Genomic DNA, 17,144 nt, shown 5'->3' with positions numbered 1-17,144 from the left:
GTTCAGTGCGCATCCTCCGCCCGGCTTCGCCTTAAGATTGCAGCATGATCCAGCGGCTCGTTTCGCGCAAGGCTTTAGCGCTTGCCGTAATACAGACCCACCACATGCTCGGCCTCGGCAAAGAACAGCCAGCGGTGCGCCAAGGCGCCCAGCAGATGCAGCGGCACCGCGACATAGGGGCCATAGCGGCCGGGCAACAGCAGCATGGCCAGCAGCGGCAGGACCACCGCCAGCAGCAGCGCCAGCACGCGCAGCTTTGCGGCATGACGCCTCCCCACCACGTAAATCATCTCGCGCAGCAGGTAATTGTCCGCCGTATGGGCCGGTTCAAACACAGAGACGCCGCCCAGAGTGCCAAGACCCGTCGCCGTGCCCATCGTGCTGCCCGCGCGGGCAAAGGCCCCGTCGCCCACCCGCCAGTACAGAACCATCAGCGCGCCAAGCACCAGCAGGGCCAGCAGCGACAGATCACGCAGCCCCGCCAGCAGACTGCCCCCGGCACAGGCAAAGGCCACGAACAGCACCGGCACGGTCCAGTGATGCCAGCGCGGCACGGCGCGGATACTGGCATAGATCATGCCACTGGCGGCAACCGTCGCCACCGCCAGCACCGCCCCCGGCCAGCCAAAGCCGCGCGGCAGGCCAAGATCCAGCCAGTCCGACAGCGCCACCGGGGCCAGCGCCAAGAGCGCCAGCACCGCACCCCAGGCCTCGCGGCTCAGCCAGCTTGACCGCCACTGCGTGAACGCCCGCCACGCGCGGGCCGGATTGCCAAGGTGAAATGCCGAGGCCGCAAGCCCGATCGTGGCCAGCGCATAGCCGACAAACCAATGCCAGAACGCCGCGATGCCACTGTAGTCATGCACCGTGGCCAGCAGCGCCAGATAGCCAAAGCCCATGCCTGAAAACACGGTGAAGATGATGACAGAAGGTGCCGGATTCATTCAGATCTTCCTCAAAACCCGGTCCAGCCAACCGGCAAAGCCCGTTGCCTGTATGTCCAGCAAGGGCGCCAGCAGGCTGGCCTGATCGGGCCGGTCCTTTTTGCGCGGGGCCAAGTATTTGTTGACCGGCTTTGTGCCCTGCTCCGGCATCAGATCATAGCCCCCCCGCGCCGCGACCAGCTGGCTCACGGCACTCTCCGGATCGCCCAGATCGCCGAAATGCCGCGCCCCGGTCGGGCAGGTGCGCACGCAAGCCGGTTCGCGGTCTTCTTCGGGCAGGTTTTCGTTGTAGATCCGGTCAACGCAGAGCGTGCATTTCTTCATCACCCCCGCATCGGCATCCATCTCGCGCGCACCATACGGACAAGCCCAGGCACACAACCCGCAGCCGATGCAGGCATCTTCGTTCACCAGCACGATCCCGTCCTCGACCCGCTTGTAGCTGGCCCCGGTCGGACAGACGGTGACGCAAGGCGCATCCGCACAATGCAGGCAGGATCGCGGGAAGTTCACGATCATCGGCGCCGCCTCAACGGGTTGCACCTGATAGCTGTGAACCCGGTTGAGGAACGTGCCCGAAGGGTTTGATCCATAAGGGTTCTGATCCGACAGCGGCGCACCATAGCCCTGATCGTTCCAGCCCTTGCAGGCGGTCACACAGGCCTGACAGCCGACGCAAGTGTCCAGATCAATCACCAGCCCCAAGGCCTTGTCGGTTTTTCCCGGCAGACAGGTCATCGCTTGCCCCCTTCCGGCACCACACGCGGGATTGCGCCAAAGGCAGGCAGGCTTTCGCCCTCGGGCGGCGGCTCTGCCCGCTCGATCCGCACCCGCAAATCGAACCACGCCGCCTGCCCGGTCACCGGGTCAGAATTGGAATAGCGCATCCCGTCGCCCTTTGCTGGCAGCAGTTCCGAAATCAGATGGTTGAGCAGAAACCCCTGCTTTGCCTCCGGTGCCGCCTCGTTCAACGCCCAGGCTCCCTTGCGTTTGCCGATCGCATTCCAGGTCCAGACCGTGTTTTCATTCAGCGCCGCCATATGCGCGACCGGCACCGTGATCTGCCCGGTGGGTGAAGTCACGCGCGCCCAATCGCCCTCCGAGAATCCATGCTCCAGCCAGATTTTCGTCGGCACGAACAACGGGTTATGCCCTCGGATCTGCCGCAGCCAGGCGTTCTGGCTGCCCCAGGAGTGATACATGTCCATCGGCCGCTGGGTCAGGGCATGGACGGTGAAGCCAAACGGCTCCGCCGCATCGCCAAACGGCTCATACCAGACCGGCAGCGGGTCCATCGCCAGTTTCAACCTTGCGCGCAGATGGTCAGGCGGCTGCACCGCGCCGTGCCCCTCTGCCGCCAGCTGAAACCGGCGCATCGGTTCGGACCAGATGTTGAACAGATAGGGCTGCGGCGTGTCAAACAGCCCGACCTCCACCGCCCAATCCTGATAGGCCATATTCCAAGGCTTGAAAAACGCAGCCTCCTCCGGCACATGCGCCTGATAAAACCCGCCGTTCTCGATGTAGCGCGCCATCTGGTCGGGGTTGGGCGCGCCCCGCCCCTCGCCATCGCCGTTACCCCGAAAGCCCATCAACGGCCCCACACCGGGGCGGCGCTGATGGTTGACGATGTAATCGGCGTAATCGCTGAACTTTGCCGAGCCATCCTCGTTCACCATACCCGGCAGGCCCAGCCTTGCCCCCAGATCCAGCAGCACCGACTGGAACCCGCGCACATCGCGGTCAGGCTCTACCACCGGCCAGCGGATCGCATCGCCCGCCGCGTCCGGCTCGCTGACGGGGCGGTCGAGCATGCTGATACAGTCATGCCGCTCCAGATAGGTGGTGTCGGGCAGGATCAGATCGGCATAGGCCACCATCTCCGACGCATAGGCATCGGAATAGATGATGCGCGGAATGGTGTAGCTGCCATCCGCCTCTTGCGCGGTCAGCATGCCCATGACCTGCGCGGTGTTCATCGACGAATTCCACGCCATATTGGCCATATAGAGAAACAGCGTATCAATGCGGTACGGGTCGCCTGCATGCGCATTGGGGATGACCATATGCATCATGCCATGCGCCGAAAACGGGTTTTCCCAGCTGAAGGCCTTGTCGATCCGTGCCGGAGAGCCATCGGGCAGCAGCGCCAGTTGCTCCGGCCCGCGCACATAGCCCAGATGTGGGCCGGACAGCGGCTTGCCGGGCACGGTGACGAAATGCGGCGTCGGATGCGCCTCCATCGGTTTCGGGTACGGCGGTTTCATCCGCCAGCTGCCGGGGGTTTCCACCGCGCCCAGCAGGATCTGCAGCAGATGCAGCGCGCGGCCGGTCTGAAAGCCGTTGGAATGCGCCGAAATCCCACGCATGGCGTGGAAACTGACGGGGCGGCCGATCATGGTGGCATGTTCGTCGCCCCGGAAATCCACCCAAGGCTGCGCGATTTCAATCGCCTGATCAAAGGCCACGCTCGCTAGCTCTGCCGCCAGCTGCCGGATCCGCAGCGCCGTGACTCCACAGCGCCCTGCCACCGCCTCCGGTGCATAGTCGGGCGACAGATAGCGTTCAGCCATGTGCTGAAACACCGTGCGATACCCCTGCCAGCTTGCGCCCAGATCGGGCTGCACGCCCTTGGCCTCCCAGGGCGCAGGCATGCCGGTGCGGCGGTCGATCACAAAGGGTTGCGCCTCGGCGTTTCGCACGAACAGGCCCTTTTCCGGGCCTTGCGTGTCGTTGATCAGGTAGGCCGCATTGGTAAACCGCGCCAGATACTCCAGATCGACCTTGCCCGCCTCCAGCAGGCAATGGATCAGCGACAGGATCAGCAGCCCGTCGGTGCCTGGCGTGATCCCGATCCAGTCATCGGCCACCGCATTATAGCCGGTGCGGATCGGGTTGACCCCGATCACCCGCGCACCGCGATCCTTCATCTTGCCGATGCCGATCTTGATCGGGTTGCTGTCATGGTCTTCGGCGACGCCAAACAGCACGAACAGCTTGCTGCGCTCCCAATCGGGGGCACCAAATTCCCAGAACGCGCCGCCAAGGGTGTAGATCCCCGCCGCCGCCATGTTGACCGAACAAAACCCGCCATGCGCCGCATAATTCGGCGTGCCAAAAGCCTGCGCCCACCAGCCGGTGAACGATTGCGACTGATCGCGCCCGGTGAAAAACGCGAGCTTTTCCGGCGCGGTTTCCCGCAGCGGCCGCATCCAGTCCACCGCGGTTTGCAGTGCTTCTTCCCAGCTGATCGGCTCAAACGCGCCAGAGCCGCGCGGCCCGACCCGCCGCAAGGGGCAGGTCAGCCGGCTGGGGGCGGTGACCTGCATGATCCCGCTTGCGCCCTTGGCACAGAGCACGCCCTTGTTGATCGGATGATCGCGGTTGCCCTCGATATAGCTGACCTTTCCGCTGGTCAGATGCACATTGATGCCGCAGCGGCAGGCGCACATGTAGCAGGTGGTTTTGCGAACCTCATCAGAGACATGCGGCGATGTGTTCAGACGCGGTTGGTTCATTGCAGCCCCTCCTCTTGCCGCATGACGGCCTCTGCCTCTATCGCAATCTGGCGTTCTTCATCCGCAGGAACTGTCCAGATCGCGACGGAGGATGTCGCCGCGTGCAGGGCCCGATCACCCCGCGCATTGACCTCACCGTCAAGGACCGCCCCCAGAAAGGCAAGCTGGTTCACGATTTTGGAACGGATGAGTGCGTCATTCTCACCGATCCCGCCGGTAAAGGTGATGGCATCCAGCCCCCCCAAAGCGGCACAGAGCGAGGCGCCGTGGCGCGCCGCCCAATAGCAGAAATGGTCAATGGCAAACGCCGCCGCGGGCGTGCCCGCGCTGTGCAGCGCGCGCATGTCATTGCTGCCCCCCAACGCTCTCAGCCCCGAGGCGCGGTTCAGCATCTGCGCCGCAGCATCCGCGCCATGCCGTGCCACCAGATCCAGCACCACCGCCGGATCAAGATTTCCCGGCCGCGTGCCCATGGTCAACCCATCCAGCGGCGAAAACCCCATGCTTGATGCCACCGACCGCCCGTCAAGAATCGCGCAGGCCGAGGCCCCATTGCCCAGATGAAAGGACAGCATCCGCTTTGGCAGGGCCCCCGCCTCGCGCATGTTGCGGACGATGGCAGCATAGGACAATCCGTGAAACCCATAGCGCCGCAGCCCCCGCTGACGCTCTGCCAGCGGCAGAGCATAGGCCGTTGCGACCTCCGGATTGGTCGCATGATAAGCGGTGTCAAACGCCGCATATTGCGGCAAATCTGGCCAGAGCTGCGCCACCGCGCGTATCCCGGCCAAAGCGGGCGGATTGTGCAACGGCGCAAGTCCGGCGCAAGCCTCAATCCCCGCCTCCACCTTCGCCGTGATCCGGCAGGTCTGGGTCAGCCCTGCCCCGCCATGCACCACCCGGTGCGCCGCCGCCCGCAACTGCGCCGCAGGCACCGCCAGCCGCTCCAGCCCCAGCGTCAGCGCCGCCGCATGATCCACCGGCCCGCCGCTGCCGATCGCTTCGACCTGCGCCTGCGCACGCAGTTCTGCCCCGTCAAACACCGCCAGCTTGACCGAAGACGAACCAGAATTGACAACAAGAAGCATTACAAGATCGCTTTCCCCAAACCCAGCACCGCCAGCCCCGCCAACAGCAGAATCGCAAAGCGCCGGAAGTCCTGCGGGTCGGTGCCAAAGAAATGCCGCCCACCCAGCCAGTTGCCGGCGACTGTCAACGGCAGCGCAATCAGCCCGGCCCAAAGCGTATCCATGGTGACCAGTCCTGCAAACCAGTAAAGCGGCGCGGAATAAAGATCCAGCAGCGGGAAATACGCAATCAATGTCGCCCGGAACACCGCCGGGGGCATCGGTTGCGCCGCAAAGAACGCCGCCACCGGCAGCCCGCCCATGCCCGGTGCATTGGCAAGCCCCGAGGCCACGCCGACCGCCAGATTGCCGCGCCCCCGGATCTCGGCCCGGAAGCGCCACCCCAGCAGCAGCACGCCGCACATCAGCAGGACATAGCCGGAAATTGCCGCCTTTGCCGCGTCGTCACTGATCCCGGTCAGCACCCACAGCCCCAGCGGCAGCCCGACAGCAGCGCCCGCCAACAAGAACCGAACCCGCCGCCAGTCAACATGCGGACCCGCCGCGCGCGCCGATTGCAGCGACATGGCGCATTCCATCAGCACCACTACGGCGACAAGGTTGAGCGGATTGGTCACCAGAGCGGAGCCTGCAACGACGATCGCCGAATAGCCAAAGCCGGAATAGCCCCGGATGAAGGCGGCGGCAAAGATCACCGCCGCCAGCCAGCCCGTACCACCAAGCCCCAGCTCAAAGGGGATCATACGACCTGCGGCCGCATGTCAGCCTTTGAAATCCCCGCCACCTCCACCGGCTTTTTCATCGCGTCGCGGCGGAACGGCTCGCCCAGCTCCTGGTTGATCAGCGCCTCGATCAGCGTGGTCTTGCCCGCCTTCTGATCGGCCAGCGCCTGTGTCAGCGCCGCGCGCAACGCGTCCATCGTGCCCGCCTGCACGCCCTGCAAGCCGCAGGCCCGCGCGATCCCGGCATAGGATACCCCCTCGTCCAGCTCGGTGCCGACAAAGTTGTCGTCATACCACAGGGTAGAATTGCGCTTTTCCGCGCCCCATTGGTAATTGCGGAACACGACCATGGTAATTGCCGGCCACTCCGGGCGGCCAATCGCGGTCAGCTCCGTCACAGCGATGCCAAAAGCCCCGTCGCCAGCAAAGCCCACCACCGGCACCTCGGGGCAGGCAATCTTGGCCCCGACGATTGCAGGCAAGCCGTAGCCACAAGGGCCGAACAGCCCCGGTGCCAGGTACTTCCGCCCGGCCTCAAAGGTGGGATAGGCATTGCCGATCGCGCAATTGTTACCGATGTCACTGGAGATGATCGCGTCACGCGGCAGTGCGGACTGAATCGCGCGCCAAGCCATGCGCGGGCTCATCCACTCCGGCTTGGCCTCCCGCGCGCGCTGATTCCACGACGTGCCCGGATCGTCGTCTTCGTGATCCATCGACGACAGCGCCTGCGCCCATGCCGATTTCACCTGTGCGATTTTTGCTTTGCGTTCTGTGCGCGCATGGTCACCGGCGGTGATGGCCAACTGCGCCAAAACCGCTTCGGCGACCTTTTTCGAGTCGCCGACAATTCCCACCGTTACCTGTTTCGTCAACCCGATCCGATCGGGGTTGATGTCGACTTGGATGATCCTGGCCGCTTTTGGCCAATAGTCCAGCGCGTATCCCGGAAGCGTTGAAAACGGGTTTAGCCGGGTACCCAGACAGAATACCACATCTGCCTCGGAAATCAACTCCATTGCCGCTTTCGACCCGTTATAGCCCAAAGGACCGGCAAACAGCGGATGGCTGCCCGGAAACGCATCATTGTGCTGGTAGCCCACACAGACCGGCGCATCCAGCCGTTCGGCCAGTGCCATGCTGGCCGGAATGGCCCCGCCCAGCACCACGCCTGCGCCATTGAGGATCACCGGAAACCTTGCCTCCGACAGCAGCGCTGCGGCTTCGGCAATCGCCGTCTCGCCACCTGCGGGGCGCTCAAACTCCACCACTTCGGGCAGGTCGATATCAATCACTTGGGTCCAGAAATCGCGCGGCATGTTGATCTGCGCCGGCGCCGACCGGCGTTTGGCCTGCAGGATGCAACGGTTCAGCACCTCGGCCACGCGGCTGGGGTCGCGCACCTCTTCCTGATAGCAGACCATATCCTTGAACAGCGCCATCTGTTCGACTTCCTGAAAGCCGCCCATGCCGATGGTCTTGTTCGCGGCCTGCGGCGTGACCAGCAGCAAGGGCGTGTGGTTCCAGTAAGCGGTCTTGACCGCCGTCACGAAATTGGTGATCCCCGGCCCGTTCTGCGCGATCATCATGCTCATCTTGCCCGAGGCACGGGTATAGCCATCGGCCATCATCCCGCCGCTGCCTTCATGCGCGCAATCCCAGAACGTGATCCCGGCGCGCGGAAACAGGTCAGAGATCGGCATGAAGGCCGATCCGATGATGCCAAAAGCATGTTCGATGCCATGCCGTTGCAGGGTTTTCACAAAGGCTTCTTCGGTGGTCATACGCATCGGTCCGGCTCCTGCAAGGGCATCTTTGCGCCACTCTACCGGGGCCGCCAGACCGGCCTTAGGGCCAGAGGCCTCGCGCCTTTAAGTCCAGAGTGTGACTATCGCATCGCCCCCAACGCAAGTGCAATCCGTGCAATACCCTCGGGGATGCGCGACGCCGCAATCGAAGAATAGGCCAGCCGGTAATGCTGGCGGCTGGCACCGCCCGGGTGGAAAAACGCGCGCCCCGGCTCGATCAGCACGCCCTCGGCCCGCAGGTGCGCAGCCAGCACTTCGGTATCGACCCCGTCGGCGGCCCGCATCCAGATGCTCGACCCGCCAAAGCCGCCCTGCCCCGCCACGCTCAGCCCCTGTTCGGCCAGAGCCTCCTCCATCACCTGCCGCCTGCGCCGGAACGCCACGCGCATGCGGTTGATCAGCGCGTCGTAATGCCCATCGGCCAGAAAATACGCCACCGTGCGCTGGATATGCCCCGGCGGATGGCGCAGCACCATCGCCCGCAGCGCCCGCGCCTCGGCGATGAAACTGGGCGAGGCCACCAGATAGCCCAGCCGCAGCCCCGGAAACACCGATTTGGAAAACGACCCGGCGTACACAACCCGGCCCTCGCGGTCCAAGGACTTCAACGCCGGGGCGACGGGTTTCAGATAGGACATCTCGAATTCGTAATCGTCCTCGACAATGATAAACCCCTGCCTTGACGCCGCCTCCAGCAATGCCACCCGCCGCGCCACCGGCATGGTCGCATTGGTCGGGCATTGATGCGAGGCGGTGGTGAACACCACATCCACGCCCGCAGGCACCCGCTCCGGCGGCAAGCCGTTCTCATCGACATCCACCGCCAGAACTTCCGTCCCCGAGGGCTCCAGAATGGCACGCAGGCCCGGATAGCCGGGGTTTTCCATCACCGCCCGCTTACCCGGGCCCAAGAGCACCTGTGCTGCGATCCACAGCGCGTTCTGCGCGCCCATGGTCAGCAACACCTCGTCGGCGCGCGCGGCAATCCCCCGCCGTGGCAGGATGCTGCGGAGCACCTGCTCGATCAGCATCGGATCATCACGCTCGTAATAATCTGAGGTCAGCGCGGCAAAATCCCGCCGCCCCAAGGCGCGCAACGCGCAGGCGCGCCAGTTCTGGTGGTCAAACAACGCCGGGTCGGCCTGTCCGTAGATGAACGGGAACGGATAGCGCTCCCAATCCTCGGGTTTGGCCAGCCGCGCCTGTTTCGAGAACCGCGCCCCGGTCAGCGCCGCAAAATCCACGCCCTCATCCCGTACGGGGGCCGAGGGAAACTCCGGCGCGCGTGGGGCGGTGTCCGACACGAAATAGCCCGACCGCCCGCGCGCCGACAGGTAATCCGAAGACACCAGATCGGCATAGGCAAGCGTCACCGTGATCCGGCTGACTCCCAGATGCACCGCCAGCCCGCGTGACGACGGCATCTTGTCACCGGGCCGCAACCGCCCCGCCAGCACGCCTTGCACCACCATCGACCGGATCCGGCTTTGCAGCGTCCCGGCGGTTCCGGGCGGCAGGAAAAAGGCTTCGGCGGGAATGGGCATGATCTGGCCTTATCATCAATAAGACCAGACAACGCCGCCCCCGCCCAAAGGTCAAGCCCGCCCCTGCGATTGCAGCTTTCCCAAATACTCCCGCCGGAGGCAAAACGGAGGAGGAGCGGCACGCGACGACGACACAAAAACAATATCCTCTGCCCCTCTTCGGGGCAGAGGATTCAATGTCCTTGAAACCGCGTCAGCCGCACACCCGCGTCAGGGCCTGATCAATGGCATCCGTGATCTGGTCAATATCATCCGGCGTGGCGATCAGCGCGGGCGACAGGCACAGCGTGTTGTTCAGCCCCGGCACCGAGCGGTTGGTGGCGCCGATGATCACGCCTTGCGCCATGCAATCGGCAACCACCGCCTGCACGCGTTTCTCATCCAGCGCCTCTTTGCTGCCCCGGTCCGCCACCAGTTCAGCGCCGCAGAACAACCCCTTGCCGCGCACGTCGCCGATCACCGCATGCTTGTCCATCAGCGCGTGCAGGTTGGCCATCAGCCGCGCGCCCATCGCGGTGGTGTTGTCGAGCAGACCCTCATCCTCGATGATGCGCATGTTTTCCAGCGCCGCCGCCGGCCCGGCGGTGCAGCCGCCAAAGGTCGAGATGTCGCGGAAATAGCTCATCGGATCGGTCGGATCATCCTTGAACAGCGCGAACACCGCCTCGGTGGTCACCGTGCAGGAAATCGCCGCGTAGCCCGAGGCAACCCCTTTGGCCATGGTCACGAAATCGGGCTTAATGCCGTAATGCTGATAGCCGAACCATGTGCCCGTCCGGCCGACGCCACACACCACCTCGTCGATGTGCAGCAGGATGTCGTACTTCGCACAGATCTCCTGCACCTTCTCCCAATAGCCGGTTGGCGGCACGATCACCCCGCCGCCCGCCGTCACCGGCTCCAGCACGAGGCAGCCCACCGTGTCGGGGCCTTCGCGCAGGATCACCTCTTCGATCGCCTCGGCGGCGCGCAGCCCGTAGTTTTCCACTTCCCATTGCTTGCGGTATTCCAGACAATGCGGAACCATCACAAAGCCATCGGGATACGGCCCGTATTGCGCCGCCCGCTGCGCCTGCCCGCTGGTCGCCAGCGTGCCGATGGTGGTGCCGTGATAGTCCCGCTCACGGTAAAGGATCTTCCACTTCTTCCCGCCATGATGCTTGTGCGCGATCTGGCGCACCATCTTGTAGACCTTTTCATTCGCCTCGGAGCCGGAGTTCGAATAATAGACCCGGCTCAGCCCCGGCATCTTTTCGATCAGCCGTTGGGCAAAGCGCGCACCCGGCACCGACCCGGCCGCGCCTGCGAAATAGTTCATCTTGATCAGCTGATCGCGCACCGCATTGGCAATGCTCTCGCGGCCGTAGCCGACGTTCACGGTCCAGACCCCGCCCGAAACCGCATCCAGATGCTCCTTGCCGCGCGCATCCCAGACCCGCATCCCCTTGCCCTCGATGATCACGCGCGGATCAACCTGTTCATAGGGTTTGTGCTGGCTCAGGTGATGCCAGACGTGGGCGCGGTCAGCCTCGACCACCGCTGAGATGTCATTGCTGCTATAGCCGTCCATGGACCGTGCCTTTCTGTGATCAGTGCCGGGCCGCGTCGGAACCTGACCGGCCTTTGCGCCAGCATCCGCCTTTGCCGCAGGCATTCGTAGGGCCAGACGCCCTGCCCCGATAGCGCCAGTTACAGAATCGTTTTGCGATGCGGCAAAGCGCGGCAAAGATCACAAGGCAACGGCTTGCCTTGCGTGGAAGCGGTCCTTCCGATTTCCTGAAACCCGGGCAAGCCGCTGGACAGAGCCAAACCCGCCCCGACCAATGAGGGCAAGACAAAACCAAAAGACAAAACCAACATGGAGAACCCCAAGGATGATATTCCGCAAGACACTCACAAGCGCTGCCGCCACAGTGGCCCTGTTGGCAGGCACCACCAGCGCCATGGCGCTGGACGAGGTGACGGTCGCCTATTTCATGGAATGGCCGATGCCGTTCCAATACGCCAAGGCCAATGGCACCTTTGACGAAGCCATGGGCATGAAGGTGAACTGGGTCGCGTTTGACACCGGCACCGCGATGTCTGCGGCGATGGCTGCGGGCGATGTGAATTTTGCCGTGTCGCAGGGCCTGCCGCCGTTTGTGGTGGCCACAAGCGCCGGGCAGGATCTGCAGATCATTGATGTCGCCGTCAGCTATTCCGACAATGACAACTGCGTGGTGCGCAGTGATCTTGACATCACCAAGGACAACGCCGCCGATCTGGCCGGCAAAAAGGTCGCCGTTCCGCTCGGCACTGCGGCGCATTATGGCTTTCTCAAGCAGATGGACCATTTCGGCGTCGATCTGGCCAGCCTTGAGATCATCGACATGGCCCCGCCCGAAGGGGCTGCGGCGATTGCCCAAGGCTCCATCGACATGGCCTGTGGCTATGGTGGCGGTCTGAACCGCATGAAGGAACATGGCAACGTCCTGCTGACCGGCGCCGAAAAAGAGGCGCTTGGCATTCTGGTGTTCGATGTGACCTCCTCCCCCGCGTCCTTTGTGGCCGAAAACCCGGATGTGGTTGCCAAGTTCCTGAAAGTGGTGGCGGACAGCAACGCCATGTGGAACGAAGGCTCGAAAAAGGCAGAAATGCTGCCGGTCATCGCACAGGACGCAGGCATTGATGTGGCCACGGCTGAAAAGGACATGAGCACCTTTGTCTTCCCTTCTGTCGAAGACCAGCTTTCGGCCAAATGGCTGGGCGGCGGCGCGCAGGAGTTCATGCAGGGCGTGGCCGAGGTGTTTGTCACCGCAGGCTCGATCCCCGCAGCCCTGCCCAGCTATGAAACCACGGTCAACACCGCGCCGCTGACTGCCGCAAGCGGCATGTAAGCGCGCCGATGAAACGCTTAGGGGCGGCCCCGAACGGGCCGCCCGTCACATTACCGGAGGGGCTATGTCCGGACTGATCATCGACAACATCTCGATGCGCTTTGACCTGCCGAACGGCGCGGCGGTGCAGGCTTTGCAAAACGTCTCACTGGAGCTGAAACAGGGCGAGCTTCTCTCGGTGCTGGGGCCTTCGGGCTGCGGCAAGACCACGCTTCTGAACATCCTCGCCGGATTTCTGGCCCCGACCGAAGGCCAGATCGTGCTGGGGGGCAAACGGGTCGTGGGCCCCAGCCCCGAACGCGGCATGGTGTTCCAGCAAGGCGCGCTGTTCGAATGGATGAACGTGCGCCACAACATCGGCTTCGGCCCAAGGATGAAGGGCATGGCCAAGGCAGAGCGCGACCGCATCACCGACCATCTGCTCGAAACCGTGGGCCTGCATGATTTTGGCGAAAAGGCGGTTTACGAGCTGTCGGGCGGCATGCAGCAGCGCGTGGCACTTGCCCGCTGTCTGGCGAATGACCCTGATGTGATCCTGATGGATGAACCCTTGGGCGCGCTGGACGCGCTGACCCGCGAAAAGATGCAAGGTCTGGTGCTGAAGCTGTGGAAGGAGACCGGGAAAACCGTGGTCCTGATCACCCATTCGGTCGAAGAGGCGCTGCTGTTGGGCGAACGCCTGCTGGTGATGGCCCCGCGACCGGGCCGGATATTCCGCGAATACAACCTGCCGTTTGCCGAGCGCGGGGTGAACATGGACCTGCGCGAAGTCAAGAAATCGAGCGGCTTTGCGGAAACGCGGGAGGAAATCCTGTCGATGATCTGGGGCATGGAAGAGGAAATCATGGGCAAGAAAGACGGTGCCACATGATGGTTCTGGTGTTCTACGTCGCGATCTTTGTGGTCTCGATGCTGGTCTGGGGCCGGATCAAGGCGCATCGCGGCCGGCATGACTTCACCTCGCTGAAAACCGTGACCTTTGGCGACGAGTCGGCGATCCAGCCCGACCGGGTGGCCAGCGTGATCTCGATCCTGTCGGTGTTCCTGATCTGGGGGGCCTTCACCGGATCCAGCATCGTGCCGCTGCACGTGCCGGGACCGTTCGTGGGCGAGGCCGGTTTCACCTACACCGCCCGCGCACCCGAGGGGGCCGAGGCCGAGGCCGAGGTGCGGGTCATGGTGCATGAGGCGGGGGTGACCCCTGTTGCGCCGGAGGTGCCCGAGGCCAGTGGATTTGCCCAAGGTGACACGGCGGTGGTGCAAGCCTGGCGCTCGGTGCTGCTGCGCCCGGTCGAGAATGACGGTGAGGGCGTGGTGGTGATCGCGATCAACGGCAAGCCGATTGCGGTCGATGACCGCGTCGAGGTGACCGGCGGCACCGTCACGCTGACCCCGCGCGGCGCGCTGAATTTTCAGGCCGCAAAAGGCTGGCAGATGGAGCCGATCTGGCTGCCCGCGCCCGAGGCGGTGGTGGCGCGCTTTATGGAAATCGCGACCAACGGCTATCAGAACACCTCGCTCTGGGGCCATCTGGGCGCGTCGCTGGCGCGGGTGATGGCGGGGTTTGTGCTGGGGTCCATTGTCGGCATCCCGCTGGGCTATGCGATGGGGCTGTCGGGCTGGTTCCGTGGCTGGTTCGATCCGATTGTGGAATTCATGCGGCCCGTCCCGCCGCTGGCGCTGATCCCGCTGGTGATCATCTGGTTCGGGATCTGGGAGACCGGCAAGGTGGTGCTCTTGTTCCTCGCCGCGCTCTGGATCATGACCATCGCGGCGCGGTCGGGGGTTTCTGGCGTGAAGCTGTCAAAGATCCACGCGGCCTATTCGCTGGGGGCCAGCAAGGCGCAGATCCTGCGGCATGTGATCATCCCCAACTCGCTGCCCGATATCTTTACGGGTGCTCGCGTGGCGATGGGGGTGTGCTGGGGCACGGTGGTCGCGGCCGAGCTGGTGGCGGCGCAGAAAGGCGCGGGGATGATGATCATCGCGGCCTCGAAATTCCAGCTGACCGATATTGTGGTGATGGGGATCATCCTGATCGGGATCATCGGCTATGGGATCGACATTCTGATGCGGATGGCCGAGAAGCGGCTGGTGCCGTGGAAGGGCCGCGGGTAGACGGCTTCCCCCTGTGTTACAACAGGGGGAGTTGTTTTATTTCAAAGGGTTGACCCTGTGGAATTAACGGATTTTTAAGAAGTGGGGGCTCCGCCCCTAGGTATTTGAGCATGGTTCGACGAGGACAGCGCCAATGGCGCATATCAAACGCTAACATACATTGCGAACCACACTTTCCAGTCACGAGCCAAAAGCTATCGCGCGCAGCACAGCTTGCATCAAATCCAAGGACGGAATTGCAAGGAGGAGATAACCCATACCACCTGCGAATATCGACAATAATCGAGGAGTAGGGCTTTCTAGAAGGGCTAGTTCATAGTCGCTAGCCCACGCGTCCCTCAGGAAATTTCCTAAAGCTGCTTCCTGATTGGGCTTCGCATCATCTGCAGACATGTTATGGTCTTGACCGCGTATCCCTCGATTCACTTCGTATATTGCCTTACCCCATACATCGAAATCTGGAAAAAGAAGTCCGTAAAGTTCGTTCTTCTGCATTCCAAACGTGCCTGGTGCCGCTACGGTAGGGCTTGAACCAACTCTTGCAAACATGGCGTCATATTCACTTCTAATTACGCTTTTTTGCGCTGACTGAACATAATCAACCTTCGAAAATCCGTGCGTCTTTAGTCGGGCTGGGCAGCCAAAGCTGAACAAAAGACGACCAAACATCAAAAAAATCAAGCCAATATATACCATCCTCCATTTTACTATCGGCGAAAGCAAAAAAACACCGGCACTAACTGGGTCTCTTTCGCCTTGGAACAGATTTGAAAAGGTAGGGTATCCCTGAGTGAACAAGAGATCGGAAAATAACACAACGTAGCCTGCAAGGGACATAAAAATGCTTAGCCTGGCAATTTCGGTTTGTAAAAGAGGCGCAACAATTTCCCAAGAAAAATGGGATTGAACTCTTGCAAGCGTAAAACTGCCTAACACCTGATGACCTCACTATTGAAACAAAATGGCTACTAAACTAACATAAGAACCTTCAATACTTGCGAACGCTATAGAAACACAGCTATGAATGCTGGTTATGTGCTCGCTGAGGCCCGCAGCCTTCAAGTCGGGGCAAAGTATCGGCAAAGAAATCTTAGCGTCAATCCCCCCTCACCGCCCCACCGCCCAGTTCACCCACTCCGCCAACCGGGACGGTGGCCCTCCCCGTGCCTCGGCGCGGTCGGCCAGCGCATAGGCCGCATAGGTGCCGTGCAGGCCGAGCCAGCGGAGGGGTTCGGGTTCCCATGTGCGCGGGGTGCGGTTGACCCATGGCAGGCGGGTGAGCGGGTCGTCGGTGCCCAAGGTCAGGGCGGCGAGGGTGCGGCCGGCGAGGTTGGCGGTGGCGACGCCGACGCCGACATAGCCGCCCGCGTGGCCGATGCGGGTGGCGGGGTCGAAGGCGACCCCGGCGCACCAGTCGCGCGGCACGCCAAGGGTGCCGCACCACGCGTGCTCGATCCGGGCGGTGCTTGTGGCTGGGAACAGGCGGTGCAGGCGGGTGGTGAGTTGGGCAAACGTGGCGGCGTCGGGGTGGCCGTTGGTGTCGAGGCCGGAGCCATAGCGGTAGGGCGTGCCGCGCCCGCCAAAGGCGATGCGGCCATCGGGGGTGCGTTGGCAGTAGCAATAGCTGTGGGCGAAATCGCCTATGATTTCATGGCCGTGCCAGCCGATCTGTGCCCATGTTTCCGCTGGCAAAGGTTCGGTGATGATCTGGGCGGAGTTGAGCGGCAACAGGTCGCGGCGGTGGCCGGGCAGCGTGGCGGTGAAGCCTTCGGTACAGCGCAGGATGGTTTCCGCCGCAACGCGGCCCCTTTCGGTGGTGACCAGACCGGGGGCGATGGCGGTGACGCGGGTGCCCTCGGCCATGCGGATGCCCAGGCGCTCGGCGGCGCGGGCGAGGCCGGCGGCGAGTTTGGCGGGCTGGATGCGGGCCACGCCGCTGATTTCCAGCGCACCCATGGTGCCGGGCATCGTGATGCGGGTGGCGGTGTCTTCGGCGCTCAGGAGGCGCAGGCGGTCGGCTTCGCCCCAGGCGCTGCGGTGGCGGTGTTCGGCTTGCAGGCGCTGCCATTGCGCGAGGTTGGTGGCGACCAGCAGCTCGTCGGTCGGGGTGATCTCGGCGTCGATGCCAAGGGCCGCGCAGTGGCGGATGATCTCGGCCACGGTGCCGTTCATCGCGGCCACCATGGCGCGCACCGCGCCTTCGCTGCTGGTGGCGGCATAGCGGGCGTGCGACCAGGCAAACCCGCCGGTGAGCCAGCCGCCGTTGCGGCCCGAGGCGCCGAACCCGGCAAATTCGGCCTCGACGATCAGGATGTCGAGATCGGGTCTGGCGGCTATGAGCGAGAGGGCGGTCCACAGCCCGGTATAGCCCGCGCCGATGATGCAGACCTGTGCCGTGGTGTCGCCGGACAGGGCTGCGCGCCGGGGCGGCAGGCCGGTCTGCTGCCACCAGAACGAGGGGCCGCCTGTGGTTGGGGTCTGGGTCATGGCGGCAGCCTGCCCTGCCCCGCAACACAGCGCAAGAGA

The 17,144-nt window shown here is 63.5% G+C and carries 13 protein-coding genes; 3 read left to right on the top strand and 10 right to left on the bottom strand.

All coding sequences use genetic code 11. The features are described from left to right. Positions 1 to 74 precede the first annotated feature (74 nt). The 8 genes from J2X53_RS08625 to tpa form a co-directional block, all read right to left on the bottom strand. Positions 75 to 944 carry a DmsC/YnfH family molybdoenzyme membrane anchor subunit gene (locus J2X53_RS08625; protein ID WP_349037084.1) on the bottom strand — a complete coding sequence of 290 codons (870 nt, stop codon included), beginning with the start codon at positions 942 to 944 and terminating at the stop codon, positions 75 to 77. Beyond that, positions 945 to 1,682 (bottom strand): 4Fe-4S dicluster domain-containing protein, encoded by a 738-nt coding sequence (locus tag J2X53_RS08620; RefSeq protein ID WP_349037083.1) that lies wholly within the window; start codon positions 1,680 to 1,682, stop codon positions 945 to 947. Continuing rightward, positions 1,679 to 4,462, bottom strand: a complete 2,784-nt coding sequence (locus J2X53_RS08615; protein ID WP_349037082.1) for a molybdopterin oxidoreductase family protein — start codon at positions 4,460 to 4,462, stop codon at positions 1,679 to 1,681. The genes J2X53_RS08620 and J2X53_RS08615 overlap by 4 nt, the downstream gene beginning before the upstream one ends. Further along, the gene (locus J2X53_RS08610; protein ID WP_349037081.1) at positions 4,459 to 5,550 is read right to left on the bottom strand and encodes an acetate kinase; all 1,092 of its coding nucleotides are present in this window, start codon (positions 5,548 to 5,550) and stop codon (positions 4,459 to 4,461) included. The genes J2X53_RS08615 and J2X53_RS08610 overlap by 4 nt, the downstream gene beginning before the upstream one ends. Then, positions 5,550 to 6,293 (bottom strand): sulfite exporter TauE/SafE family protein, encoded by a 744-nt coding sequence (locus tag J2X53_RS08605; protein ID WP_349037080.1) that lies wholly within the window; start codon positions 6,291 to 6,293, stop codon positions 5,550 to 5,552. Before J2X53_RS08605 ends, J2X53_RS08610 begins: the two co-directional genes overlap by 1 nt. After that, positions 6,290 to 8,062, bottom strand: coding sequence for a sulfoacetaldehyde acetyltransferase (xsc, locus tag J2X53_RS08600; RefSeq protein WP_349037079.1), 1,773 nt, complete (start codon positions 8,060 to 8,062; stop codon positions 6,290 to 6,292). Before xsc ends, J2X53_RS08605 begins: the two co-directional genes overlap by 4 nt. Before the next feature lie 98 nt (positions 8,063 to 8,160). Further along, positions 8,161 to 9,624, bottom strand: a complete 1,464-nt coding sequence (locus tag J2X53_RS08595; RefSeq protein WP_349037078.1) for a PLP-dependent aminotransferase family protein — start codon at positions 9,622 to 9,624, stop codon at positions 8,161 to 8,163. A 193-nt stretch (positions 9,625 to 9,817) separates the two neighbouring features. Then, positions 9,818 to 11,194: a hypotaurine--pyruvate aminotransferase Tpa gene (tpa, locus tag J2X53_RS08590; protein WP_349037077.1), complete on the bottom strand. Its 1,377-nt coding sequence runs from the start codon at positions 11,192 to 11,194 to the stop codon at positions 9,818 to 9,820. Between the two features lie 304 nt (positions 11,195 to 11,498). Between tpa and J2X53_RS08585 the strand changes: the two genes are divergently transcribed. The 3 genes from J2X53_RS08585 (at position 11,499) to J2X53_RS08575 (ending at position 14,618) form a co-directional block, all read left to right on the top strand. Further along, positions 11,499 to 12,500 (top strand): ABC transporter substrate-binding protein, encoded by a 1,002-nt coding sequence (locus J2X53_RS08585; RefSeq protein WP_349037076.1) that lies wholly within the window; start codon positions 11,499 to 11,501, stop codon positions 12,498 to 12,500. A gap of 64 nt (positions 12,501 to 12,564) precedes the next feature. Beyond that, entirely contained in the window at positions 12,565 to 13,371 is an 807-nt protein-coding gene (locus tag J2X53_RS08580; protein WP_349037075.1) for an ABC transporter ATP-binding protein, read from the top strand. Then, positions 13,368 to 14,618 (top strand): ABC transporter permease subunit, encoded by a 1,251-nt coding sequence (locus J2X53_RS08575; protein ID WP_349037074.1) that lies wholly within the window; start codon positions 13,368 to 13,370, stop codon positions 14,616 to 14,618. The genes J2X53_RS08580 and J2X53_RS08575 overlap by 4 nt, the downstream gene beginning before the upstream one ends. A 180-nt stretch (positions 14,619 to 14,798) precedes the next feature. Here the strand turns inward: J2X53_RS08575 and J2X53_RS08570 are convergent, their stop codons facing one another. Beyond that, positions 14,799 to 15,554 carry a hypothetical protein gene (locus J2X53_RS08570; protein ID WP_349037073.1) on the bottom strand — a complete coding sequence of 252 codons (756 nt, stop codon included), beginning with the start codon at positions 15,552 to 15,554 and terminating at the stop codon, positions 14,799 to 14,801. 171 nt (positions 15,555 to 15,725) lie between these two features. After that, positions 15,726 to 17,105, bottom strand: a complete 1,380-nt coding sequence (locus tag J2X53_RS08565) for an FAD-dependent oxidoreductase (RefSeq protein ID WP_349037072.1) — start codon at positions 17,103 to 17,105, stop codon at positions 15,726 to 15,728. Positions 17,106 to 17,144 lie beyond the last annotated feature (39 nt).

The organism is Pseudotabrizicola sp. 4114 (assembly GCF_031457365.1).
Taxonomy (GTDB): domain Bacteria; phylum Pseudomonadota; class Alphaproteobacteria; order Rhodobacterales; family Rhodobacteraceae; genus Pseudotabrizicola.
The sequence above is the reverse complement of the archived record's forward strand: the minus strand, read 5'-3'. Positions and strand labels throughout refer to the sequence as shown.

What these genes read in the sequence shown, in the direction of transcription:
- xsc (WP_349037079.1), bottom strand. Translation starts at nt 8,062, where the DNA reads ATGCGTATGACCACCGAAGAAGCCTTTGTGAAAACCCTGCAACGGCAT.
- J2X53_RS08595 (WP_349037078.1), bottom strand. Translation starts at nt 9,624, where the DNA reads ATGCCCATTCCCGCCGAAGCCTTTTTCCTGCCGCCCGGAACCGCCGGG.
- J2X53_RS08625 (WP_349037084.1), bottom strand. Translation starts at nt 944, where the DNA reads ATGAATCCGGCACCTTCTGTCATCATCTTCACCGTGTTTTCAGGCATG.
- J2X53_RS08615 (WP_349037082.1), bottom strand. Translation starts at nt 4,462, where the DNA reads ATGAACCAACCGCGTCTGAACACATCGCCGCATGTCTCTGATGAGGTT.
- J2X53_RS08620 (WP_349037083.1), bottom strand. Translation starts at nt 1,682, where the DNA reads ATGACCTGTCTGCCGGGAAAAACCGACAAGGCCTTGGGGCTGGTGATT.
- J2X53_RS08610 (WP_349037081.1), bottom strand. Translation starts at nt 5,550, where the DNA reads ATGCTTCTTGTTGTCAATTCTGGTTCGTCTTCGGTCAAGCTGGCGGTG.
- tpa (WP_349037077.1), bottom strand. Translation starts at nt 11,194, where the DNA reads ATGGACGGCTATAGCAGCAATGACATCTCAGCGGTGGTCGAGGCTGAC.
- J2X53_RS08565 (WP_349037072.1), bottom strand. Translation starts at nt 17,105, where the DNA reads ATGACCCAGACCCCAACCACAGGCGGCCCCTCGTTCTGGTGGCAGCAG.
- J2X53_RS08580 (WP_349037075.1), top strand. Translation starts at nt 12,565, where the DNA reads ATGTCCGGACTGATCATCGACAACATCTCGATGCGCTTTGACCTGCCG.
- J2X53_RS08575 (WP_349037074.1), top strand. Translation starts at nt 13,368, where the DNA reads ATGATGGTTCTGGTGTTCTACGTCGCGATCTTTGTGGTCTCGATGCTG.
- J2X53_RS08585 (WP_349037076.1), top strand. Translation starts at nt 11,499, where the DNA reads ATGATATTCCGCAAGACACTCACAAGCGCTGCCGCCACAGTGGCCCTG.
- J2X53_RS08605 (WP_349037080.1), bottom strand. Translation starts at nt 6,293, where the DNA reads ATGATCCCCTTTGAGCTGGGGCTTGGTGGTACGGGCTGGCTGGCGGCG.